A 22,507-nucleotide genomic window follows, 5' to 3' on the forward strand; every position below is an offset into this window, starting at 1 on the left:
AATCATTATTTATCAATAACCTCTGAATTCGTTCAAAGATTAAACACCTTTTAAATGACTGCGTTAAAAATTCATATTTTTAAAGAAATTCGTTGGAAAAACTGTTGACAGTAAAACGGCTCATCATTAATATACGCGCCACTTGATGAGTTGTTCCTCGATAGCTCAGTTGGTAGAGCAGTAGACTGTTAATCTATTGGTCGCTGGTTCGAGTCCAGCTCGAGGAGCCATTTCGGAGTGTAGCGCAGCTTGGTAGCGCAACTGGTTTGGGACCAGTGGGTCGGGGGTTCGAATCCCTCCACTCCGACCATCTTTCTTCTCATCAATCTTTTTTCTTCTCTTGAAGATCATCTGTGAAGGAATCACTTATTTAAACGAATGCTCTGTTAAGTGCAGGCATCAGTGATTGCTTTATTTGCTCGGAGTGTAGCGCAGCTTGGTAGCGCAACTGGTTTGGGACCAGTGGGTCGGGGGTTCGAATCCCTCCACTCCGACCATCTTTTCTTCTCCTCTTTTGATATTCGTCAATTTCATCCAACGCTTTCTTGTCGATAAATCAGTACGTCTAAACTTTAATTAATTCTTACCCTAATTCTCTTTTCAGATAGGAGACGGCGTAGGAATGACAACAAAGAAACTAGTCAGCTTACTCACACTTTTGATTGCGTGCTTGGCCATTTACTTGTCGGACTTCGATCCAAATGTAAAGAAAGGGCTTACCATCTTTAGTGTCGCCGCCATCCTATGGATGACTGAAACGCTTCATCTCACTGCCACTGCCTTGTTGATTCCCGTCTTGTCGGTAGCGTTGGGCGTTTTCCCGGTCAATCAAGCCCTGGATTCATTCTCCCACCCCATTGTGTTTATCTTTCTTGGCGGGTTTACTTTAGCAACGGCGCTCAGAAAACAGCGACTCGATGAAGTTATTGCCCACAAAATTCTGGCCTGTTCGAAAGGCCATACCAGCCTCGCGATTTACTTACTGTTTGGTTTAACGGCGGTACTTTCAATGTGGGTCAGTAACACCGCCATTACCGCCGTCATGTTACCGCTCGCCCTGGGCATCATTGCTTCCTTGAGGTTATCACAAGGTCCAACCTCATTATTTGTGTTACTAGGCATTGCCTATTCCGCCAGTATCGGCGGTATGGGATCTCTGGTCGGCAGCCCGCCAAATGCTATCGTTGGAGCCGCGTTGAATCTCACCTTTATAGACTGGATGAAGGTCGGCTTGCCTCTGGTCATCGTACTGCTACCGCTTTTAATCTTCACTCTCAAATTGGTCGTCAAACCGGATTTATCGGGCAAGGTTGAACTTTCAATGGACGCCCCCGAAGCCAGTTCGGGCAGTAAAACTGTGATCGTTATTTTCTTATGCACTGTACTTGCCTGGTTATTTGGAAAGCCTTTAGGCAATTGGCTTGGTATCGAAAAATACTTTGATGCCTGGGTAGCCATTTCAGCCGTTGTGACTTTGATTGTGTTCCAAAGCCTGAAATGGAAAGACATTGAACAAGGGGCAGACTGGGGCGTTTTATTACTCTTTGGCGGCGGCCTGGCCTTAAGTGGCGTGTTAAAAACCACAGGCACCAGCGCGTTTATCGCTGAAAACTTTGCCAGCTACATGCACGGCATGCCCTTTATGATATTTCTGGTGATGGTGATTCTGTTCGTCATTTTCTTAACCGAATTAACCAGTAACACTGCCACCGCTGCGTTATTAGTACCGCTGTTTATTAGCATTTCAGATCAGCTGAATTTACCTTCTGAATTCATCGCCATGGGCATTGGTCTCGCTGCATCCTGCGCCTTTATGTTGCCTGTCGCGACACCACCAAATGCAGTGGTTTATGGCAGTGGTTTAGTGCCTCAATCAGAAATGATGCGGGCGGGGATATTCCTTAATCTCGTTGCCTCTGCGTCTTTACCATTCTTGCTATATTTATTTTTATGGCTCGCTTGAAGTCTCAACGTAAAAATTAAATGTAGGACAAAAGGCAAAGATAATGAGTACGCTCGATTCTGCTAGCATTTTAGCAACCCTGCTCCCTGCGGCCTGGCTGAATAGCTATCAAGACACGCTCTATGTTGATTTGGTGGTCGTCACACCACTTCTGAGCATCGCTGCCTTTCTGATCTTTGCCCTTCCCTGGACGTTACTGGCCTTTTTCGATCCTAAATCCATGCAAGGATTCAAGATTCAGCAAAAACCGTTTCAGGTCAGAAAATACTTCCTCCCAAACATTGCTCGAATCACTGTTAACACGACGATTTTGATCGCATTAATGACCTTACTGTGGCCGTTGTTCCGGCACATAAACACTATTCACATAGGTGAACTGCCGGCTTGGTACCTCATTATTGGGCAACTGATTTTCTTTATTATCCTCGATGATTTTTTGTATTACTGGATGCACCGAAGCATGCATCAACGCTGGATTCTGAAACACATACACGGCGTCCATCACCGCATCAAAAACACCTGCGCCTTGGACGGAAATTATTTTCATTGGGTGGAATTTGTCGCAACGGGCCTATTAGCGCTCGTCCCGCCGTTGCTGGTCGGGGCGCATTTATATGTGGTCTACGCCTGGATTATCATCCGTCAGTTTGAAGCCGCCGATGGTCACAGTGGTTATGATATTCCCTATAACCCGATTAAGCTCATTCCTTGCTATCACGGCGCCATTTATCACGATTTTCATCACGCCAAATTCAAGGGGAATTTTTCAGGATTCTTGTCCTATTTAGACGGTTGGATGGGCAACACCTACATCCCGTCGTATCTCAGTTATTTAAGCAATCGTAAGAAAGGTCTTGCACCTGCTGAAGCCAATGAGAATAACCCTAAATAATAAGAGAAACAGTCATGAACCACAGACGCCTGCTTAGTGCAGGCTTCTGTGATCATTTAGCTATTGAGTACAGTCTTGAATACTGTCTTTAATACAGCCTTTTATACTTTGCTGAATCGAAGTGGTTGGCCTTCCAATCAACTTAGATAAAGTGCCGCTGTCATCAAACAACCACCCATCTCGCGCATTGAGATCAGAATCCGCTAACAGCGCAGCAAAACCCTCCGGTAAACCAACACTCACGAGAAAGCCCTGATACTCAGTGTCATTCATTGAGTTGAACGTCACTTCCTTGCCAGACTGACGAGCAATCTCTTGCGCATACTCTGACAATGAAAAAGACGCGTCTCCGGCCAACTCGTATACATTGCCTGAAAGATCATCCTTAGACGCTAACACAGCAGCCGCCGCTTCTGCGTAATCTTTACGATCCGCTGACGAAATTCGTCCATCAGCCGAGGCACCAGCAACCACACCGTATTGAACAACGTCCTTAATTGAACCCGTATAGTTTTCCGAGTACCAACCGTTTCTGAGAATCACAGCAGGAACGCCTGATTGCTGAATGTAGTCTTCAGTAGCCACATGCTCTTGCGCCATTTTCATTGGCGATTGTTGAGCCTTCAAAATGCTGGTGTATACCAACAAGTTAACGCCCTCTTCTTTCGCCGCATCCACAACGGCCTGATGTTGTGGAACACGTTGACCTACCGCGTTACTGGAAATCAGCAACAACTTGTTAATGCCTTGCAACGCCTTGGCTAAGGTATCAGGTTTGTCGTAATCCGCTTCACGAATCTCTACGCCCAACGCGGCTAGTTCATTTGCGTCATTCACGTTTCTTACTAAAGCCACCACTTCTGTTGCTGGCACTTGTTCAATTAAAGATTCAATTACTAATCGGCCAAGCTGACCATTGGCACCGGTTACTGCGATCATCGTCTACTCCTGCGTATATCTATTAAATGACTCAAGGTGGTCATTCGATCTTGAACATAGGAGCCATTATGGGCACCATCTATTGTCATCACTAGATAGACATTACCGAATAGATTGATCGGATTATGAGAACAAAAAATTTTACGATACTGAAGTTACTGGCCATTTTTGTCACCGTGATCGAATCCGGTAGCTTTGCCGAAGCCGCCAGACGATTACATTCCAGTCGCTCAAGAATCAGCGAACAAGTGGCTCAGCTGGAACAACATCTCGGCATCCGATTGATTCAGCGCTCTACCCGAAAGCTGTCCATCACCCCGGAAGGTCAGGAAATTTTTGACGAAGCCCAACAGCTACCTCAACTACTGAATAAGGTAGATGCCATAGCCTCACCTCAAACGCCAAAAGGCCGAGTCAGCATCACCATGAACACGGACATTGCGGTCACACACTTTATTCCCGCCTTAGACGACTTTCATAACGCCTTTCCCGAGATAGAAATTGATTTGATTGCGGACGATTATCCGCTCGACTTAATTGAAGAGACCATTGATTTAGCCATTCGAATTGGCTTTCCAAAGGACGACTCACTGATCGCCCGCCCCATGTTTCAGGAAAGCTTCGGGATCTTTTGCACCCCAGACTTTTTGAAAAAGAACGCACATAAAAACAAAACAGTACAATCCATTGAAGAACTCGAACAACTCAGATGGATTATCCTGAATCAGTCCACACCGAATGGCCTGATCGAGTTGATACAAGATCAACAGAAAGTCCTCATACAGCCAAAGAGATATGATAAGTGCAACTCGCCAATGGCCATGCAACACATGATCAAGGCTGGTCAAGGGGTTGGACTATTATTACCAACAACGGTTAAAGACGCGATCAAGAACCAATCATTGGTTCAATTATTTCCGGACATTCAATCCGCGCCCTTGGTGTTTTCATTGGTTTACCCTTCACGAAAACAAGTACCGTTAAGAGTTCGCTGTTTGATTGATTTTTTAATGAAGAGAAATATCTTTCACTCGCCTTTTAACGCATAGAGTAAGTGAAAAAGATCAAAGCGGCACTTCCGTCGAGAACTTATTGCGGCGCATAGAAATCAACGTCCGAAACTTTCGCATGTTCGAATAGGAATACAGAACCTGTTCTGTAAAGGTTTGAAAGGCTTCCATGTCCGATACGTTCACAATCAACACAAAATCCACTTCACCCGTCACTTGATAACACTGTGAGACTTCAGGTGTTGCTTTCACTCGACGGATGAACTCATCGTTCTTATCCGCACGATCACTCTCCATCTCAACTTCCACAATCATGGTGATACCAATGCCCGCCTGCTTAAGATTAAGAATGGCAACGTTCTGCTCGATTACCCCAACTTCGTGAAGCCGTTTCACCCGCTTTAAGCAAGCCGGTGGCGATAGTCCAACGCGCTCTGCCAATGCTGCATTGGTGATTTTATTATCTTTTTGAAGAATACGTAGAATTCGACGATCTGTTTCAAGTAACTCAGCCATAAGTTAATTTTTCATCAACTGTTTTAATAAATTAGAAATAATATTAACTCTAGAGTTTAGATTAAGAAATTGAAAATTCTTCGCTTGGTTTACCATATTCAACCTAAGCGAGGAAAAATCATGACAACATTTCTTAAAGGCATCCCCTTTTTCCAAGGGGCTTTTTATAAAGAATTGGGCAAGGAAATTTGGGAAGTATCCACCACCCTCTTCAAAATCATGATCCCAACGATTGTGGTGGTAAAGTTGCTCGAACTGATGGGGCTCCTAAAATACATCGCCATGCTGATCGGCCCAATCATGAGTTGGGTTGGACTACCAGAATCCATGGGCTTAGTTTGGGTCACAACCATCTTCACCAACATTTATGCGGGCATGCTGGTGTTCTTTTATGTGCAACAACATGAAGTTCTTACTGTTGCACAGGTCACCATTATTTCACTGTTGATGCTATTAGCCCATGGCCTGCCAGTCGAAGCCAGAATTGCACAACAAGCCGGTATTCGTTTAAGAATTACATTACTGCTGCGCATCGGTGGTGGACTGTTATTAGCCTGGATAACTCACCAAACTTACGATGCTTTCGATTACTTACAAACGCCGAGTGAATTGTTATGGCAACCGGAGATTCCTGATGCCAGTTTATCCGGCTGGGCCGTTAGCCAGTTGGAAAGTCTCATCATTATCCAGCTGACCATTATCGTGCTACTGACCTTTCTAAAAATTCTGAAAGTAATTGGTATCGAGCGTTTAATGCGGCTTCTGCTCTCTCCGATCCTTAAATTACTGGGCATCGGTAATCAGGCCACATCCATTACGATTATCGGTGTGACGCTGGGTCTGAGTTTCGGTGGCGGGTTGCTGATTTATGAGAGCCGTCAGGGTCACGTGTCCAAGCGTGATGTTTTTTCAGCCATGTGCTTATTGGCCTTGTGTCACAGCATTATCGAAGACACCTTGTTAGTCATGCTCTTAGGTGCGGATATTTCTGGGGTGCTCTGGGCTCGGTTGGCGTTTTCAGTGTTGGTCATTGCGCTGTTGACACGTGTGGTCAATCGACTGCCAGAGCACTTTTGGGATAAACACTTAACCAATCGGCATCTGAACAGATCGTCCGATGAAACAGCCGTCCCGGCCAACTAAGGCCGGGCTGCCCATGAAACCATGATTAAGACATAGCGACCTTAAGCGCTTGATCAATATCGGCAATGATATCGTCAATGTGCTCAATACCAATCGACAAACGTACCATTTCTTCGCTTACACCCGCAGACTTCAATTCTTCAGGTGATAGCTGACGGTGCGTTGTTGAAGCTGGGTGACACGCCAATGACTTAGCATCACCAATATTCACCAGACGCAAAATCATCTGTAGCGAATCGATAAACTTAGCACCCGCCGGTACGCCACCTTTGATACCAAAACTTAGAATGCCCGATGCTTTACCCGAGGTAATCTTATCCGCCAAAGGACGGTACGGGCTGTTTTCCAAGCCAGCGTAATTTACCCAAGATACGGCTTCGTGCTGATCCAGATACTCGGCAACTTTCTGTGCGTTCTCACAATGACGTTCCATACGCAGAGACAAGGTTTCTAAACCTTGCATCAATAAGAACGCACTGTGTGGCGCCATTGCTGCACCGGTATTACGAAGAGGAACAACGCGACAACGACCAATAAATGCCGCAGCGCCTAGTGCTTCGGTATACACCACACCGTGATAAGAAGGATCAGGCTCATTCAGAATTGGGAAACGCTCTTTATTTGCTGCCCAATCGAACTTACCAGAATCAACAATAGCGCCACCAATGGTCGTACCATGACCACCAATGTACTTAGTCAAAGAATGAATCACGATGTCTGCTCCGTACTCAAACGGACGACATAGCACAGGCGTTGCTACCGTGTTATCCACCATCAGTGGTACACCGTGACGATGAGCAATTTCAGCCAAACGCGCAATATCGACCACGTTACCTGCCGGATTACCGATCGACTCACAGAACATTAACTTAGTGTTCTCATCAATGGCTGCTTCCAACGCTTCATAGTCATCGTGCGCAGCAAAACGTACATCAATACCTTGCTTTGGTAAGGTATGAGCAAACAAATTATACGTCCCGCCATACAACTGACTGGTACTGACAATATTACTGCCGACGTTTGTAATGGCTTGAACTGCATAGGTAATTGCAGCCATCCCGGAAGCCACACATAACGCACCAATACCACCTTCCATGGCTGCAACGCGCTCTTCAAGCACTGCGGTGGTTGGGTTCATGATTCGTGTATAGATGTTGCCTGGAACCTTCAAATCAAATAAATCAGCGCCATGCTGAGTATCGTCAAAGGTATATGAAGTCGTTTGATAAATTGGTGTCGTGGCAGCATTAGTAGTCGGGTCGCCATCATACCCTGCGTGTAACGCGATGGTTTCTAATTTCATTATCTTCCCCAAGATGTTAGCTTATTGAGAATACTCTCATTAGGGAACCTCTGAACAAGTCCCTCTCTGCTCAGGCCTATAAGAGAAATGTCTATTTGAGGCGCGGTTTTGAAGGCATAACGGGTTACGTCAAAAAGCCGCAACAAAAAAGAGATATTTCTCTTAAGGCCCCGAAGGGCGGGGCTTGAAAAATGTTAGAACTGGTAACCACGTTATGTGTTGAACTTCTTGAAAAGGTCTCGGACTGAAGGTCTCGACATTCTCTACGAAGCTCGCCTTGTTCTAACACTTTTCTAGCGCCCGCTGAGCTAGAGCGGACTTGTTCAGAGGTTCCCTAGCTTTATAACTTATTAATTTGTATCAATAAACACATAAGAAGCTTTTGAGTGGGTCTATTTTTTAACAGACACAAAAAAGCGCCAACTAGTGTGGCGCTTTTTAACCCATCTTAACAGGGTATTAGATTGCAGTTACATCTTCTGCTTGAGGACCTTTTTGGCCTTGGCTTATAGTGAATTGAACTTTCTGTCCCTCGGCCAGGGTTTTAAAACCATCGCCTTTAATTGCACTGAAATGAACAAAGACATCAGGTCCGCTTTCTTGTTGAATAAAGCCAAAACCTTTTTGTTCGTTAAACCATTTCACCTGGCCTGTTTGTGTAGACATATTACTTTCCTAAAATTTCTGTATTTCTCACTTACGAGTGTTCAAGAGTTCGCCCCTTACCCCCGCACCAAGGCAACCCTTCGTCCCGATGATATGCATACAGAAATGCTTTAACAGTTCACTCCGTAAACGCGCATATGCAACAAACAATGTCCTTGCCTGTTCATAACACTAGCTCGTTTCTAAAAGAAAAAAAAGCCATTTTGATTATATTTTCATCAATAATTTAATTTTGAGAAACGAGAGACTGAAGACCCGTTTTAGGGAAAGCCGCTGATTTCAAGCTATCCCAAAAGCCAGGAACTCTAAATTAAATCAATGGATAAGAAAGAAAACCTCCAAAACAGTCAGGTTTGATAAAAGGTAGTTACATCCCGAGTGCTTTTCTTAGCGCTGTACATTGGTTGATCAGCACGCTTTAACATTCTCTCGCCAGAAATACTCGGCCCCCAAAGCAACACCAGAGCTAATTCACATTCACTCAAGCGTCGAACCGATTACTGAGTTTTCAATAATGTCTCTACCGACAACCAGTAATCCTCCCGATCTAAAGGCGTCTCTTTCGATAACAACGGATTCGAGAGATACAGCACCCTTCGCGGACTGTCCTTTAAAGCCTCAAATGCCTTTCGATGAAGCGGATGATTTAAGAGTAACGAGTCAAAGCTGCCATCGTTTAACGCAGCGTTTAATCCCAAAGTCAGACGCTCAGCCAGGCGCTTATCATTTTTATGAACAAAGAAATAAACCGGGGCGGGATAGACCAGCAATAGACTTGGTTCCACTTGCAGGTATTTATGGCGAGTTGATAGCAGCTCTTCCCAAGCCTCCAGAATACCTCGTGGAAAATAATCGTATCGCCCATGATCGAGACGCTCAAAAATAGCCAGGTATTTTGAATCCGAGACGACCTGAAGGCCGTTATGTCGAAGGATACGAGTATCCGGCCAGTCATGCCCTTGAATGGCGGTAAAATGCGCTAAGTCCCGAAGTGTTCGAACTTCACTGAAGGCTTCCGCTTTGTCCTTATGAACGATTAACACGCGAAATCCAAGCAAGCCTTTCATCAACGGAATACGAATGGGTCTTGCCATGGTTTCTCGTGACTTGGATGTCATCGACCACACCACATCCAACTGCCCTTGCTGCAGGCTTTTGAACGCTCTTGCTTGAAATACCTGAGTCTTTGATTGTTCCAGTCGATAATCCCCAAACGCAGGCTTACTTTTCTCGAGAGCCAATTCCAATACGTCGAGAAAATACTGTTTTCGAACATCCACTCTATCTTCGGGCGGGACATGTCGAATAACGTCTCCCGCTCCAACCATTGATGCGCCATAAAGCCATCCACTAAGGATGAACTGAAACATACCGACACCAGATGCGAGAACTATCCGAGTAATGAATTTGCTCTTCATTTATTCACCATTGCCATGAGCAAGAATAAAGAACCTGAGCTACTCCAAAGACGCTCGCCATCGCCCTTCTTCAAAAGCCTTTAGTAACGTCTTTGCTCGGCCTTCGGTTAAGGTGGTGAAACACTTGCGAGAATGAAAAAAGTCATTCATACCATCTAAGGCTTTGAGCTCATTACGGGAAATCCCTGAATATCCCATACTCCATTCTGAAAAGCTGCGTTCTTCGATGGGCTCATAAATAAGCTTTACTATGCGGTCGTGTCGGTTATCTTGAGCAATGGCTTTAAAGAGCTCACCCACAACTTTGGCGTCCCCCTCAAGTACCTGAAAAAAAGAACCTTCATCATGAAGCAGCATGCCTGTCACTCCGAGCGACTCATTACGTTGACGCGCTTTTTCCAACAAAATCATTAATTCATCATTCGACATTCCAGCCGAAGAAGCACTGGAATAAATAAGATGAACTAAGTTTTCATCTGAAACGTCTTCTGTCATTTGATGCTTCCCTATTCAATTGAAACTATGCATTTCAAGGCAGAAACTATACTTGTCAGAACTTCAAAATTAAGTGTAGAAAACAAACTAGCAAAGACAACACAGCAAGAACTCAGCAGTCCATGATCCAAGGCAAAAGCAAAAGACGAATAATAGAAAGGTAGAAAATAAGAAGGAAAAACGTTGAGCCGGATCAGATCAATCCGAGCTCAACGTTTCTAATTAGGCAAGATGTCTAATGTAGAGAAGTAAGTTAGCTTAGCGATTCTTTGCCGTAGAAATATCTCGATCGTAGCTTAGTCGCTTGGCTGCATCCAAAGTCAGCAACTGCATGAAAGCACGGGTTTCGGAGTCACCGCCTACAGGGGTATCACCCGCAGCACCAAACACATTGGTTGGTACAGCACGCTTCGCATAAGCATCGGCCCAAAGCTTCTGGATTTGAACTTCCGCATCCAGCTTTTGCGCCAAGGCGTTATCGGCACGAAGAATTTCGCGTTTCTTATAAGCTTCTGCATCGGCCAAGGTTTTCACCGTCTGCGCTTCAATCTTGGCTTTATCCAGATTAATCTCAGCCGTTTCTTTTTCGATTTGCGCTTGCTCTTTTAGCTTTAACGCTTTAGTCAGTGCCAACTGTTTCTCGGTTTCCGCTTCCGTAGTACGCTGAATCTGCTCTACTTTCGCTTGCGCCTGACGCTCTGCAACTTCACGCTCACCTTTTGCAATAGCCAGTAAACGTTGTTCTTCTTCCTGAATACGTTGTTCACGAGCGATGGCGCGATCCGCAGATGCTTTCTGTTTCAGCTGCATACGCTCAACAAACTTGCTGTTTGGACGCATATTGGTGACACGAGCATCCACCACGGCAATCCCGAAGTTCACGAATTTCTGATGCTTTTTCCTCGGCTGACCGTTTTCATCCAGCACCTTGTTCACGACAAACGCAATTTTCGCTTCGTCACCGTAAGTTTCCTGATTTTTCCCTAACGCAGCATTAGCCGATCCCTTCACCTTACGTTCTGAACGAATCATCACTTCTTCACGGCGTACTATGTAAATACCACTGGTCATCTGCTGTTCGAATTCAGAATTAAACTCAGAACGTGCACCTGAGTAGTAGTTTTCAGCACTGAACAAAGAAGCGGTTGCTTGCAGAGTTTCTTTAAACGCTGGAATCAAAGCAGTACGCAGCAAGTTTTCAGGCGTACGATATTCATGGGTTAATTCAAGAAAAGACTCTTCATCACTTGGAATCGAAAAACGAACCGTTGCTTCTGCATCCGCGTCTACCTGGTCCAGAAACATGATGTTTAGCGGTGGCAAACCTGCGCTGGCTTCTGAAGTATCACGTTCTGCATACAATCCATCGGTAGAACCCGCTGCGGCCTGAACCGTCATCGCACGTTTCCAGGCATTGTATCGACCAAACGGATAGAATTTATATCCTGGCTCAGACACCACTTCTTCATCGCCCATCACAGTACGTACGTGATACACATAGCCTGGTTCCGCGTAGAAGATGCCCGAACCAGTAAAGCCTAAACCAAACCCTATCGCAGCAATCGTTAAAATCAAACGCATTGCACCTTTCGGAACGCGTTCTTTGTCTTTAATTCCAAAGTGGAGAAAAATTGCAATGATGATTGCTACGCCAGCAATCCCGAAACCAATTGAAGTCATGGGCTAATTCCTTGTGCCATAGAGTGCTTACATGTTTATGTAATTAATTTTGTAGTTCATTGCTTAGAAACAGAGTGGATCAGTATTCGCTCCCTAAAGAGAACCTAGCTACTGCGAAATTAGATAGCTACTCCGAATATCACTCTGTCCCGAATATCACTTCGTCAAAGCCGCGCCATTTTAGTCGAGCTCGTACTCAAATAGCCAGAAAATAGCCAGAACCAGTCATGCTAAAAAGCAGCTTTTCTCGAAAATCCTCTTTCTATGAACGCACTGAAAACTAACATCCCTGTTAAAACATTAACCAGGAGGTCATATTTTTACCAAAACCATCATGGTTTTATACCTTTCTCGTAACAAAGTGTTAAAACATGGCGTAAGTTCACGTTTTCATGTGTCTAGAGTCTCTAAAATGCGCGGTGACAAAATACGTCACATTTACATAAAAATCTGACAATTTTTGGCGCCATACCTGATATTACTTTTTATTTCCCAATAAACTTTTTAACGTTGAAATAATAACTACATGAAATCATTAATCTTTTCCGAATCCAGCAAAACACCGGTCACTCTGAAGCAAATCCCTCGAAGTCAGTACATGGATGCGCCGATTTGCAAAGACCCGTTAAACGAGAAAAGCCGTAAAAGCTTTTTCCAGCTGCTTCGTAAAAAACAGGCGCCTAAAAAACCAACCACATCAAGCAACTCAAGAGAAACATTCAGCGTTGCAGCCTGGCTCAGTTTTGATGTTGAAGTCCAGGGGGCTTATAGCTTGTTAATTACCTATGAAGACAGCTGGGGTGAACAAGATGCGGTGATTGAAAAAACCGTTGCCCGAGGTACTAAATCAATAATGCTATCTGGTCAGGCAACTATTGAGGTCAAAGGTGACTTAGAGAGTTTGAAAGTGCAATTACTGGGGCTTCCCCCAGAAACTCGTTGCTGGGTCGATGATGTCCACTTTCAGAAAAAAGCACGTCCTGTCGAGGAATCGCAAACAGCCTAAGCAACATCAATATTCTCTTATTACAGGCCATCAAATCGTCTCGATAATTCGTCTTAATTCTGACACCACCTCATCTTCAAACCAGGGATTCTTCTTTAACCAGAGGGTGTTTCTGGGTGAAGGATGAGGTATCGGCAGAAATCCCTCCGCCAAATACTCCCGATAATGTTTGACGGTTTCTGTTAACGTTTTCTGTTTAGCTTTGCCCAAGTAATAGCTTTGGGCATAACTCCCGACCAATAAAGTTAAGCGAACATCAGGTAATTGCGCCATCAAGCGTGCATGCCATTGAGCAGCACATTCGGGTCTTGGCGGTAAATCGCCACTCTTCCCTCGGCCGGGATAGCAGAACCCCATCGGAATAATCGCGACCTTAGACTCGTCATAGAAAGAATCTTTATCCATTTGCAACCAGGATCGAAGTCGATCACCGCTAGGGTCATTCCAGGGAATGCCCGTTGCATGCACGCGCGTACCTGGCGCTTGGCCGATAATTAATAACTGAGCCGTGGTACTGGCTCGAACCACCGGGTTGGGCTCCAATACATCCTCACAGATACGACAGGCACGGACTTCAACCAATAGATCTTGAAGATCAATGTTGCGTTTTTTGATTGTTTTCTCGGGGTACACTTTCCGCTTCGACATCGTTTTCAAATACTTCTAAACTTCAATACCATCAACAAGTTGCCAACGAGCCATTCAACAGCTCGCCATTCAGAACGGCTATTTAACAACTGCCATTAATTAAAGAACGCGTTTAAAGACAGGATTCTAAAGTGACCATCAAGGAAAGACTACTCACCCAAGTTCTCCCACTTATTTTAGGCGTATTTGCCTTTTGGTGTGGCTGGAAATTAATGCACTTTGGGTTTGAAGAAATTCAGGCGTTACGGCAGTTAGAACGCACACCCACCGTTTCATTGAACAGTCTTATCCCAGGGCCCAATGCCGTGTCAGGGTTTGTAGAGCAAGCACCCGACGGTCAATTGGTCAAAAGCTATCACACCCGAACGCCCAGTGTGTATTACCGCTACACCCACGAAGTAGAAAAACGAGACTCTGACGGAAACACCTATTGGGATTTAGTCGACTCCAAAACCAAACGTGTTGAATTCCTGATTCGAGATCACAGTAAAGCCGTTTTGGTGAACCCTAACACCTACACTGACTCGATAGATTGGTCTGTTGAGCAGAGCTTCCAAACCATCACCGGTGATCATAGATACACTGAATATCGCATCGAACCAAACAAGAAAATCTTCATTTACGGGCATGCGCAAGCAAGCTCTGCGGACTCAAGTAAAATGACGCTGGAGTTCCCCCCTTCTAACGACTATACCCCCATCATTTCGACCTACGATAAAAGCTATGAGCAACAACGCATGGGCAGTGCTGGCGTCTTCTATCTTTGGGGTGGCTTGGCCTTAATCGCCATGTCCATTTATGCCTTGGCAGTGATCATGCGAGTTCACAAAGTATGGAAATATCAAACCTTACTGATTACCTGCGTCAGCATAGTATTAGTTCACTTCAGTTTATTGATGATGAACAACGATCTAAAACAAGCCATTGAACGCTATCAACAGCAATGGACGTTTACCATGGATCGGCTGGCGAACATCAACCAAGGAGATCGATCCGTTTCCCAAAACCTACTGACGCAAGCCAACGTCAGCTTTGAGGATGAACATCTCAACAATCAATTAACCGAATACAAGGTTAATTTAGCGCTTTCTCAATATCTGGTAGAAAGTCAATTAACCCGTTTCCCAGAATGGTTATTTGCACCGATGTGGGGCCATAATCTCGACGATTCCCAAAGTGTTCAATTGAATGCAACACTTCAAGGCCAGCTTGAAAAGCGCATCAACCAACAGGCAGATTCCAAGCTCACCAGTGGTTGGCATTATTTCTTCTTTTTCTTAGGGCTCTCATTGATGGCACTGTTTAGCTATCTGGGCTTTCGACGCATTAAGTTCAAACGACTGATCGAGAACATCCCAACCCAGAAAACCCTGGGCTTGGTACCGGGCATGTCCGAAGTACAAGGCAGCATTCAGTTGCCCGAGAAAACACAATCACTTAAAAGTCCAATGACTAGCAGCGAGTGTTGTTGGTACCACTATTTAGTCAAAGAAAAACGCGGCACTGGTAAGGACGCTAAATGGGTCACCGTTGTGGATGACCTTCAATACATGGACTTTGAGTGTGAAGACGAAGAAGGTCGAGTCAAAATCGTGCCAGTAGACGCAGAGATTATCACCAGCCATTCGAACTCGCGCACGTCGGGTAATCGTTCCTACAGTGAAAAGCTGCTTAAACTCAACGACCCACTCTATGCCATTGGTGAAGCGAAGCCAGACCCAAATCAACAGGATAAACTACACATCACAGAGGCCGGCTCAAAACTGCCATTTATTCTCAGTAACCTGTCAGAATCCAAAGTCATGTTCCGAAAAGCCTGGGTTGGCTTGTTGTTTCTGAATCTGGCCTTCACCGGTATTTTCAGCAGTGGCCTACTTTGGTTTGCCCAAAGCGGCAGCTTCTCCCCAAGTGACTTTTTACTCGCTGCACTGGTCGGCCCCGTCTACATGTTCTTCTTCACTATGATGCTGCATTACAACGACATCATTTTCCTGCGCCAGCGAGCGGAGCGAAACTGGGTCAACATGGGCGTTGCCATCCGTAAACGTAAGAACCTGATTCCGTCATTGGAAACCCTTGTAAAAGAGTTCATGAAGCATGAAAGGGATATTATGTCCGAGGTCGCTTCTTTCCGCTCTGCCATTCAAGAGGTTCATGAAGATAAAGATTCGTTAGAACAATGCCTGGGCGCGACTCATAAGATAAAACAATCGGTCAATGCGGTTGTGGAAAACTACCCAGACCTTAAAAGCCAAGAGCTGGTTTCAAAACTGATGGATGAACTGACCCGACTGGATACCGAATTGGCACTGCTAAAAAACGGCTACAACGACTCAGTTACCCTCTATAACGAACGTTTAGAAACCTTCCCGGATATTCTCTTTACCTGGTTGTTTAAGTTCCAACGCCAGGAATTGTTTGCGTAAGTTAAGGCATTACATTCTTCAATAAAACCAAAACCGGGTGGATCATCAAACTCCGCCCGGGATGTCATTTCCCAAAATTTAATTTAATAACGCATCATGGCAGTGCCATTGGCTAGCCTCTTGTTTAACCAACAATTAAATAACCTTCGATGCGACATCCTTAACGTCTTCCATCACAACAAAGGTACTGGTCTGTTTCACAAAAGGCAGGTTAGATATTTTCTCGCCTAGCACCAGCCGGTAGTTTTCAATGTTAGAGGTCCGTACTTTCAACAGGTAATCAAAGCTACCGGCTATCATGTGGCATTGTTCAATTTCAGGAATCTCACGTACCGCATCATTAAACGCCTGAAGCGCGTTTGTTTTGGTATCGATCATGGTGACCTGTACAAAAGCTACGTGCCTGGAGCCTAATTTTTTCTGATCAATGATGGCGGTATAACCAAGGATATAACCCAGTTCCTCCAGCCGCTTTACCCGAACCTGGCAAGGCGTTTTTGATAAACCAACCCGAGATGCTAATTCGGTAACGGTAATACGACCGTTTTTTTGCAACTCACGCAGGATAGACATATCCAGCTTATCCAGGTTTTCCATACTTTCACCCCGCTGTAACGCTTCCTAGGGAACCTCTGAACAAGTCCGCTCTAGCTCAGCCAGTAACGTCTCATATCTGTTTAATATACTAAAAGGCTAAGTTTCATTATTAAGATAGTGAATACGTCTACAACAAACAAGAAAAGTGTACGTTCTGTACTTTTTGTTAGTGAGAAAGGCATTGATTCCTGAAGCCAAATCAACGTCGAAAAGGAAAAAGAACTGCTAGTTTTAATTAAAAAAAAATAATTACCTGGGAAATAAACAAATACAGAGTAATTGACTAGAGGCTTGAGGGTAAGCTTTTAAATAATTGTACTAGCGAAAAACAACGAAGGCGTTCTGACTTGTTTGAGCGAGCTCCAGTCACTGAAGTGAACGAGTTGTAATAGGTATGATCAAGGAAGCTGTGAAGTGAAAAGCGGCCTCCGAATACAATAATAAACATAGAGTATTACAAAGAGGTTTCATATGATAACCCTGACCTTTGTTATTTACTTGGCTCTGATGCTGGCAATCGGCATTATTGCTTATCGTCGCACCCAGGATCTATCCGACTACGTTCTGGGGGGACGTAACTTAGGGCCAATTCCAAGCGCATTAAGCGCTGGCGCATCAGATATGAGTGGTTGGCTTCTGATGGGCCTACCTGGCTACGCGATGGCAGCCGGTTTCGGTTCCTTCTGGCTCGCAGGTGGGCTTCTGATTGGCACTTGGCTGAATTGGTTACTGGTGGCACAACGGTTGCGGGTTTACTCGCAAAAAGCCGATGATGCACTAACTTTGCCCGCATTCTTTGAAAAACGCTTTGAAGATAAAAGTCACAGTCTACGTATCATCTCAGCTGTTTTTGTACTGGTTTTCTTCTTGTTTTACACCAGCTCCGGCCTAGTTGCTGGAGGTAAACTGTTTGAAACCGTATTTGGTTTTGACTACACCGTCGCTGTACTCGTAGGTTCGGCAGCTGTGATTTCCTATACCCTGTTTGGTGGTTTTCTGGCGGTGTCCTGGACCGACGTTGTGCAAGGCTTGTTGATGGTTGGAGCCTTAATGCTGGTGCCGCTATTTGCCATAGGTGAAATTGGTGGTCTGAGCGGTACGGTGGCAGCGGTTGAAGCGAAAAACCCTGAGCTCTTGAATATGTTCACCGATGAAAAAGGGGAAACAATAACGCTGATCGGCACCTTGTCTTTGCTCGGCTGGGGCTTGGGCTATTTCGGACAGCCGCATATTCTTGCGCGTTTCAAAGGCATTAAAAGTAAAGATCATGTTCCTGCTGCACGTCGTATTGCGGTGTTGTGGAGTGCCGCATCAATGGCTGGTGCCTGCTTAATCGGTCTGGCAGCAATTGGGTATTTACCTGAGGGACTGGGAGATAATGAAACAGTATTCATGGTAATGGTTGATGCCCTCTTCCACCCTGCTATTGCCGGGGTACTGTTAGCAGCCATTCTTGCAGCGGTGATGAGTACCGCCGACTCTCAACTGCTGGTATCGTCATCAGCTTTGGCAGAAGACTTCTATAAAGCACTGTTTAATAAGAATGCAACGCAAGAGCAGTTGGTCAACGTAGGCCGCATAGCTGTGATTGTCATTGCCGTTATTGCGACCTTCCTCGCAATGGATAAAGATTCCAAGGTACTGGAACTGGTGTCCTATGCCTGGGCAGGCTTCGGTGCTGCGTTTGGCCCGGCTTTGATCATGTCTTTGTATTGGAAAGATATGACTAAGGTTGGCGCTTTGGCCGGTATTATTACTGGTGGCGTAACGGTGGTGTTGTGGAAGCAACTAACCGGTGGATGGTTTGATCTGTACGAGATTATTCCGGGTATTGTGTTTGCATTTATAGCAATTATTGTCGCGTCCAAACTCACTGCTGCACCATCCGCGACTGTCCTGGCTCGCTTTGAAGAGGTAGAGGCTGAGATTAAGAGTTAAAACCAAACGTCAATTCCTTAAACCTAAAAGCCCTGGTTAATGTAGCTAGCCAGGGCTTTTTTATGCCAACAACATACAACCAATAAAGACTAAAAAATAACTCAAAAACAAGATATTTATTTATTTTATTTAATCATTAAAGTTATTAAACCTACAAAATAAATAAATACAGTCGAATTCTCTTTTTCACCACATTTAGAATATCAAACATAATATGAGGTGAGAAAGAATGAGCTTAACAATCGAACATTACCGCCAAGCGATCTGTAGCCACTATTTGGCAGATGAGACAGAAGTAATCAATCATTTGATCAATGATTCAGGCTTGAGTGAGCAGGATCGTCACACCATATCCTCCAATGCTGCGGAGTTAGTACGCAAGGTACGTGCAGAAAGCGCGCCCTCAATTATGGAAAAGTTTTTAGCTCAATACGGTCTGACCACGAAGGAAGGGGTTGCCCTGATGTGTCTGGCTGAAGCGTTGTTGCGTGTACCCGACAGCATTACGATTGATGCACTCATTGAAGACAAAGTGGCAACCGGCAATTGGGAAAGTCATCTCGGTCAATCGGCCTCATCTTTAGTGAACAGTGCAACCTGGGGGCTTCTAATTACCGGAAAGCTACTCAAAGAAGATGAAGATAAGAGCATTGGCTCAACGGTTAAGAGCATCATCAAACGCCTGGGTGAACCGGTGGTTAGAGCCGCTGTAGGTCAAGCGATGAAAGAACTAGGGCGTCAGTTTGTTTTAGGACGAACCATTGGCGAGGCGACCAAACGTGCAGCCAAGCTTGAGCAGAAAGGTTACAGCTACTCCTATGACATGTTGGGTGAGGCCGCGCGTACGGATCATGATGCAGTGCGTTACTACGAAGCCTATGCCAAAGCGATCGCAGAACTAGCCGCGAGCTGCCATAGCGATGATATTCGAACGAATCCGGGAATCTCTGTCAAACTGTCCGCATTACACGCTCGTTATGAAGTGGGTCAGAAAGACCGGGTCATGACAGAGCTTGTACCACGGGTGTTATCCCTGGCTACGCAAGCACGAAAGGCCAATATGGGGTTCAACATTGATGCGGAGGAAGCGGACAGACTGGATCTCTCTTTGGATGTGATCGAAGCCGTACTGGAAGATAAAGGTCTCTCGGGATGGGATGGCTTTGGCATTGTTGTTCAGGCCTTTGGTCCTCGTGCCAGCTATGTATTGGATTGGCTCTACGCAACGGCACAACGGTTAGATCGACGTATTATGGTACGTCTGGTTAAAGGAGCTTACTGGGATGCTGAAATCAAGCGTGCACAGGTACTCGGACTGAACGGCTTTCCGGTGTTTACCCGTAAAATACACTCTGATCTGTCCTATATGTGTTGTGCTGAAAAGCTACTCACAATGACCGATCGCATTTACCCGCAGTTTGCAACCCACAATGCCCATTCCGCAGCGGCGATTCTGACTATGGCGCAGAAAGCCGGGGTTGATAATTTTGAGTTCCAGCGACTTCATGGCATGGGTGAAGCCCTGCACGATACGGTACTGAAACTCAACAATACACGTTGTCGTATCTATGCGCCGGTCGGAGCTCACCGCGATCTGCTGGCCTACCTTGTGCGCCGCCTGCTTGAAAATGGCGCCAACAGTTCCTTTGTAAATCAGATTGTAGATACCCGCATTACCCCGGAAGAAATTGCTAGAGATCCCTTCTCACAGATTCTTGAAACCGAGGGGGATCTGTCAAATAAAGTGATTGCAAAACCCGCCTCAATCTTTGGCGCGCGACGGTTAAATGCCAAAGGCTGGGATATTACAGATAAGCAAACGTTGGCCGAATTGGAACCGCAACGTAAAGTATTTCAACATGTTAGATGGCAGGCTCAACCAATCATCGCAGGTAGTGCCGCCTCTGATAGCGTCAGTAATAGCGCCAGAATCGAGATTCGTAACCCCGCCGATCCTACTGATCTGGTAGGTACAGTAACGGAGTCGAACCCACAAGACATAGAAACCGCAATTCATTCCGCAGAAGCGGGTTTCCAGCGCTGGTCCAAAGTACCTGCGTTGGAACGCGCCGCCTGTTTACGACGTGTGGCAGATCTGTTTGAAGCAAATGCAGCTGAATTCTTTGCTTTAGCTTGCCGTGAAGCGGGTAAAAGCCTACTGGATGCGGTAGGCGAAGTACGAGAAGCTGTGGATTTTGCCCGCTACTACGCCAATCAGGCGGAACAATTAGAGGCTACCGAAGCACGTGGCATTGTCACCTGTATTTCCCCCTGGAACTTCCCATTGGCGATTTTCTCAGGGCAAGTATTGGCTGCACTGGCATCAGGTAACGCCGTGTTGGCAAAGCCGGCCGATCAGACACCGCTGATTGCCTACCGTGCGGTAGAACTGATGCATGAAGCAGGTATTCCTGAAGAAGCGCTGCAACTATTGCCCGGTTCCGGTATCGCTGTAGGTGCACCATTAACATCAGATGCACGTATCGCAGCCGTTTGCTTTACCGGCTCGACCCTGACAGCTCAGAACATCAACCGCAATATGGCGAATACGATGGCACCGAATGCCCCTCTGGTCGCAGAAACTGGCGGTATGAATGCGATGATCGTTGACTCAACGGCACTCCCTGAGCAAGTGGTCAGAGATGTCATTATGTCAGCATTTCAGAGTGCCGGGCAGCGTTGTTCCGCACTACGGATGCTCTATCTGCAAGAAGATATCGCCGAGCATCTATTACAGATGCTGTATGGCGCAATGGATGAACTCAGCATCGGTAATCCCTGGTTGCTGAGTACCGACGTTGGCCCGGTAATTGACTCTACGGCACAGGCACGCATTCAACAGCACTGTGCGGCCCTTGAAGCTGAAGGTAAGTTACTGAAGCAGCTGCCTACGCCTGAAGGAGGCACGTTTGTTGCGCCAACGGTGTTGAAAGTTTCTGGCATTGAAGAGCTTGAAGAAGAGATATTTGGCCCAGTACTGCATGTGGCAACTTTCTCAGCCAAAAACCTGGATAACGTAGTCGCATCCATCAACAGTAAAGGCTACGGTCTCACTTTTGGTCTGCACACCCGCGTCAACAGCCGTGTTGATCGTATTGTTAACCAGGTTGCTGTCGGCAATATCTATGTTAACCGCAACCAGATCGGGGCAATTGTTGGCTCCCAGCCCTTTGGCGGAGAAGGCTTGTCTGGAACAGGACCTAAAGCAGGTGGACCGCATTATGTGAAGCGCTTTACCCGTAGCCGTACAGAACCTCATCAAGAAGGCTTTTCTGGTCAGATTATCGATGGTGACAAACTCCATAAGATGATTTCGCAGCTGAATGTAGCAGCCTGGAGGAATGAAACAAACCGATTCCAACAACTGCTGCCGGTCTTCTCTGAGCAACTCGCCTCATTGCAGGAGGTTTCACACGAAGCCGAAGAGATGCCAGGCCCCACTGGTGAATTGAATCTACTCTCCCAGCTGGGACGAGGGGTGGTTCTCTGCTTAGGGCCGGATGCCAACAGCGCACGCCAACAAGCCGCAGTTGCCCTGCTCCAAGGTAACGCCGTCGTGGTAGTAGCTCAAGGCATTGACGATATGCTGAAACAATGTCACAAGCTCGGGCTACCAGTACAAGGCATGGTTGGACAACTGTCGTTAGATGCCGTATCGAGTACTGACGGGTTTGCGGCCATCAGCTGTAATTCATCGACAACAGATCTGCGTAATCTACGTCAGGCACTGGCGCAACGTGAGGGCGCGTTATTGCCTATCATCACCGAACTTGATCAACCTGAGCGTTTTGTTATTGAACGCCACCTTTGCATCGACACCACGGCTGCGGGTGGAAATGCGAGTTTGATTGCTGCCTCCGAGTAAAA

General features: G+C 45.9%; 17 protein-coding genes and 3 tRNA genes. 11 read left to right on the forward strand and 9 right to left on the reverse strand.

Annotation, left to right across the window (positions count from 1 at the left end; translation table 11 throughout):
* The first annotated feature begins 154 nt into the window (after positions 1-154).
* From ACFOEK_RS03775 to ACFOEK_RS03795, 5 genes are all read left to right on the forward strand, one after another.
* Positions 155-230, forward strand: a tRNA-Asn gene (locus tag ACFOEK_RS03775).
* 3 nt (positions 231-233) lie between these two features.
* Positions 234-310: transfer RNA gene (locus ACFOEK_RS03780), tRNA-Pro, on the forward strand.
* Positions 311-420: 110 nt separating this feature from the next.
* A tRNA-Pro gene (locus tag ACFOEK_RS03785) sits at positions 421-497 on the forward strand.
* 125 nt (positions 498-622) lie between these two features.
* The gene (locus tag ACFOEK_RS03790) at positions 623-1,963 is read left to right on the forward strand and encodes an SLC13 family permease (RefSeq protein WP_386716385.1); all 1,341 of its coding nucleotides are present in this window, start codon (positions 623-625) and stop codon (positions 1,961-1,963) included.
* A gap of 43 nt (positions 1,964-2,006) precedes the next feature.
* Complete coding sequence (locus ACFOEK_RS03795; RefSeq protein ID WP_386716388.1) at positions 2,007-2,855, forward strand: sterol desaturase family protein; 849 nt, start codon at positions 2,007-2,009, stop codon at positions 2,853-2,855.
* A gap of 60 nt (positions 2,856-2,915) precedes the next feature.
* On the opposite strand, the gene ACFOEK_RS03800 is transcribed toward ACFOEK_RS03795, so the two are convergent.
* On the reverse strand, positions 2,916-3,794 hold the full coding sequence (locus ACFOEK_RS03800) for an SDR family oxidoreductase (protein WP_386716391.1): 879 nt from the start codon (positions 3,792-3,794) through the stop codon (positions 2,916-2,918).
* Positions 3,795-3,919: 125 nt separating this feature from the next.
* Between ACFOEK_RS03800 and ACFOEK_RS03805 the strand changes: the two genes are divergently transcribed.
* Positions 3,920-4,843: a LysR family transcriptional regulator gene (locus ACFOEK_RS03805; RefSeq protein WP_386716394.1), complete on the forward strand. Its 924-nt coding sequence runs from the start codon at positions 3,920-3,922 to the stop codon at positions 4,841-4,843.
* Between the two features lie 15 nt (positions 4,844-4,858).
* On the opposite strand, the gene ACFOEK_RS03810 is transcribed toward ACFOEK_RS03805, so the two are convergent.
* Positions 4,859-5,320, reverse strand: coding sequence for an Lrp/AsnC family transcriptional regulator (locus ACFOEK_RS03810; RefSeq protein ID WP_386716397.1), 462 nt, complete (start codon positions 5,318-5,320; stop codon positions 4,859-4,861).
* Positions 5,321-5,440: 120 nt separating this feature from the next.
* On the opposite strand from ACFOEK_RS03810, the gene ACFOEK_RS03815 reads away from it, so the two are divergent.
* Entirely contained in the window at positions 5,441-6,463 is a 1,023-nt protein-coding gene (locus ACFOEK_RS03815; RefSeq protein WP_386716400.1) for a hypothetical protein, read from the forward strand.
* A gap of 25 nt (positions 6,464-6,488) precedes the next feature.
* Here ACFOEK_RS03815 and ACFOEK_RS03820 read toward each other — a convergent pair whose 3' ends face one another.
* From ACFOEK_RS03820 to ACFOEK_RS03840, 5 genes are all read right to left on the reverse strand, one after another.
* Complete coding sequence (locus ACFOEK_RS03820) at positions 6,489-7,766, reverse strand: O-acetylhomoserine aminocarboxypropyltransferase/cysteine synthase family protein (RefSeq protein WP_386716403.1); 1,278 nt, start codon at positions 7,764-7,766, stop codon at positions 6,489-6,491.
* A gap of 459 nt (positions 7,767-8,225) precedes the next feature.
* A complete protein-coding gene (locus tag ACFOEK_RS03825) occupies positions 8,226-8,432 on the reverse strand; it encodes a cold-shock protein (protein ID WP_284382005.1) in 207 nt (68 codons plus the stop codon).
* Between the two features lie 497 nt (positions 8,433-8,929).
* Positions 8,930-9,802 carry a substrate-binding periplasmic protein gene (locus ACFOEK_RS03830; RefSeq protein ID WP_386716407.1) on the reverse strand — a complete coding sequence of 291 codons (873 nt, stop codon included), beginning with the start codon at positions 9,800-9,802 and terminating at the stop codon, positions 8,930-8,932.
* An 87-nt stretch (positions 9,803-9,889) separates the two neighbouring features.
* Positions 9,890-10,345, reverse strand: coding sequence for a BLUF domain-containing protein (locus ACFOEK_RS03835; protein WP_386716410.1), 456 nt, complete (start codon positions 10,343-10,345; stop codon positions 9,890-9,892).
* 258 nt (positions 10,346-10,603) lie between these two features.
* Complete coding sequence (locus ACFOEK_RS03840) at positions 10,604-12,025, reverse strand: SPFH domain-containing protein (protein WP_386716413.1); 1,422 nt, start codon at positions 12,023-12,025, stop codon at positions 10,604-10,606.
* 526 nt (positions 12,026-12,551) lie between these two features.
* On the opposite strand from ACFOEK_RS03840, the gene ACFOEK_RS03845 reads away from it, so the two are divergent.
* Positions 12,552-13,031, forward strand: coding sequence for a hypothetical protein (locus tag ACFOEK_RS03845; RefSeq protein WP_386716416.1), 480 nt, complete (start codon positions 12,552-12,554; stop codon positions 13,029-13,031).
* 30 nt (positions 13,032-13,061) lie between these two features.
* Here the strand turns inward: ACFOEK_RS03845 and ACFOEK_RS03850 are convergent, their stop codons facing one another.
* A complete protein-coding gene (locus ACFOEK_RS03850; RefSeq protein WP_386716419.1) occupies positions 13,062-13,679 on the reverse strand; it encodes a uracil-DNA glycosylase family protein in 618 nt (205 codons plus the stop codon).
* A gap of 131 nt (positions 13,680-13,810) precedes the next feature.
* On the opposite strand from ACFOEK_RS03850, the gene ACFOEK_RS03855 reads away from it, so the two are divergent.
* A complete protein-coding gene (locus ACFOEK_RS03855) occupies positions 13,811-16,105 on the forward strand; it encodes a LemA family protein (protein ID WP_386716422.1) in 2,295 nt (764 codons plus the stop codon).
* Between the two features lie 135 nt (positions 16,106-16,240).
* On the opposite strand, the gene ACFOEK_RS03860 is transcribed toward ACFOEK_RS03855, so the two are convergent.
* Positions 16,241-16,702, reverse strand: coding sequence for an Lrp/AsnC family transcriptional regulator (locus tag ACFOEK_RS03860; RefSeq protein WP_386716424.1), 462 nt, complete (start codon positions 16,700-16,702; stop codon positions 16,241-16,243).
* A gap of 471 nt (positions 16,703-17,173) precedes the next feature.
* On the opposite strand from ACFOEK_RS03860, the gene putP reads away from it, so the two are divergent.
* Both putP and putA read left to right on the forward strand, forming a co-directional pair.
* Positions 17,174-18,640 (forward strand): sodium/proline symporter PutP, encoded by a 1,467-nt coding sequence (gene putP, locus ACFOEK_RS03865; protein WP_386716427.1) that lies wholly within the window; start codon positions 17,174-17,176, stop codon positions 18,638-18,640.
* Between the two features lie 229 nt (positions 18,641-18,869).
* Positions 18,870-22,505, forward strand: coding sequence for a bifunctional proline dehydrogenase/L-glutamate gamma-semialdehyde dehydrogenase PutA (putA, locus tag ACFOEK_RS03870; RefSeq protein WP_386716430.1), 3,636 nt, complete (start codon positions 18,870-18,872; stop codon positions 22,503-22,505).
* Positions 22,506-22,507 lie beyond the last annotated feature (2 nt).

It is taken from the genome of Litoribrevibacter euphylliae, from assembly GCF_042646085.1.
Taxonomy (GTDB): domain Bacteria; phylum Pseudomonadota; class Gammaproteobacteria; order Pseudomonadales; family Litoribrevibacteraceae; genus Litoribrevibacter; species Litoribrevibacter euphylliae.

Excerpts from the sequence above, each read along its gene's own strand:
- ACFOEK_RS03860 (WP_386716424.1), bottom strand. The coding sequence starts at position 16,702 with ATGGAAAACCTGGATAAGCTGGATATGTCTATCCTGCGTGAGTTGCAA.
- ACFOEK_RS03830 (WP_386716407.1), bottom strand. The coding sequence starts at position 9,802 with ATGTTTCAGTTCATCCTTAGTGGATGGCTTTATGGCGCATCAATGGTT.
- ACFOEK_RS03795 (WP_386716388.1), top strand. The coding sequence starts at position 2,007 with ATGAGTACGCTCGATTCTGCTAGCATTTTAGCAACCCTGCTCCCTGCG.
- ACFOEK_RS03800 (WP_386716391.1), bottom strand. The coding sequence starts at position 3,794 with ATGATCGCAGTAACCGGTGCCAATGGTCAGCTTGGCCGATTAGTAATT.
- ACFOEK_RS03815 (WP_386716400.1), top strand. The coding sequence starts at position 5,441 with ATGACAACATTTCTTAAAGGCATCCCCTTTTTCCAAGGGGCTTTTTAT.
- ACFOEK_RS03845 (WP_386716416.1), top strand. The coding sequence starts at position 12,552 with ATGAAATCATTAATCTTTTCCGAATCCAGCAAAACACCGGTCACTCTG.
- putP (WP_386716427.1), top strand. The coding sequence starts at position 17,174 with ATGATAACCCTGACCTTTGTTATTTACTTGGCTCTGATGCTGGCAATC.
- ACFOEK_RS03850 (WP_386716419.1), bottom strand. The coding sequence starts at position 13,679 with ATGTCGAAGCGGAAAGTGTACCCCGAGAAAACAATCAAAAAACGCAAC.
- ACFOEK_RS03820 (WP_386716403.1), bottom strand. The coding sequence starts at position 7,766 with ATGAAATTAGAAACCATCGCGTTACACGCAGGGTATGATGGCGACCCG.
- ACFOEK_RS03810 (WP_386716397.1), bottom strand. The coding sequence starts at position 5,320 with ATGGCTGAGTTACTTGAAACAGATCGTCGAATTCTACGTATTCTTCAA.
- putA (WP_386716430.1), top strand. The coding sequence starts at position 18,870 with ATGAGCTTAACAATCGAACATTACCGCCAAGCGATCTGTAGCCACTAT.
- ACFOEK_RS03825 (WP_284382005.1), bottom strand. The coding sequence starts at position 8,432 with ATGTCTACACAAACAGGCCAGGTGAAATGGTTTAACGAACAAAAAGGT.
- ACFOEK_RS03835 (WP_386716410.1), bottom strand. The coding sequence starts at position 10,345 with ATGACAGAAGACGTTTCAGATGAAAACTTAGTTCATCTTATTTATTCC.
- ACFOEK_RS03790 (WP_386716385.1), top strand. The coding sequence starts at position 623 with ATGACAACAAAGAAACTAGTCAGCTTACTCACACTTTTGATTGCGTGC.
- ACFOEK_RS03840 (WP_386716413.1), bottom strand. The coding sequence starts at position 12,025 with ATGACTTCAATTGGTTTCGGGATTGCTGGCGTAGCAATCATCATTGCA.
- ACFOEK_RS03805 (WP_386716394.1), top strand. The coding sequence starts at position 3,920 with ATGAGAACAAAAAATTTTACGATACTGAAGTTACTGGCCATTTTTGTC.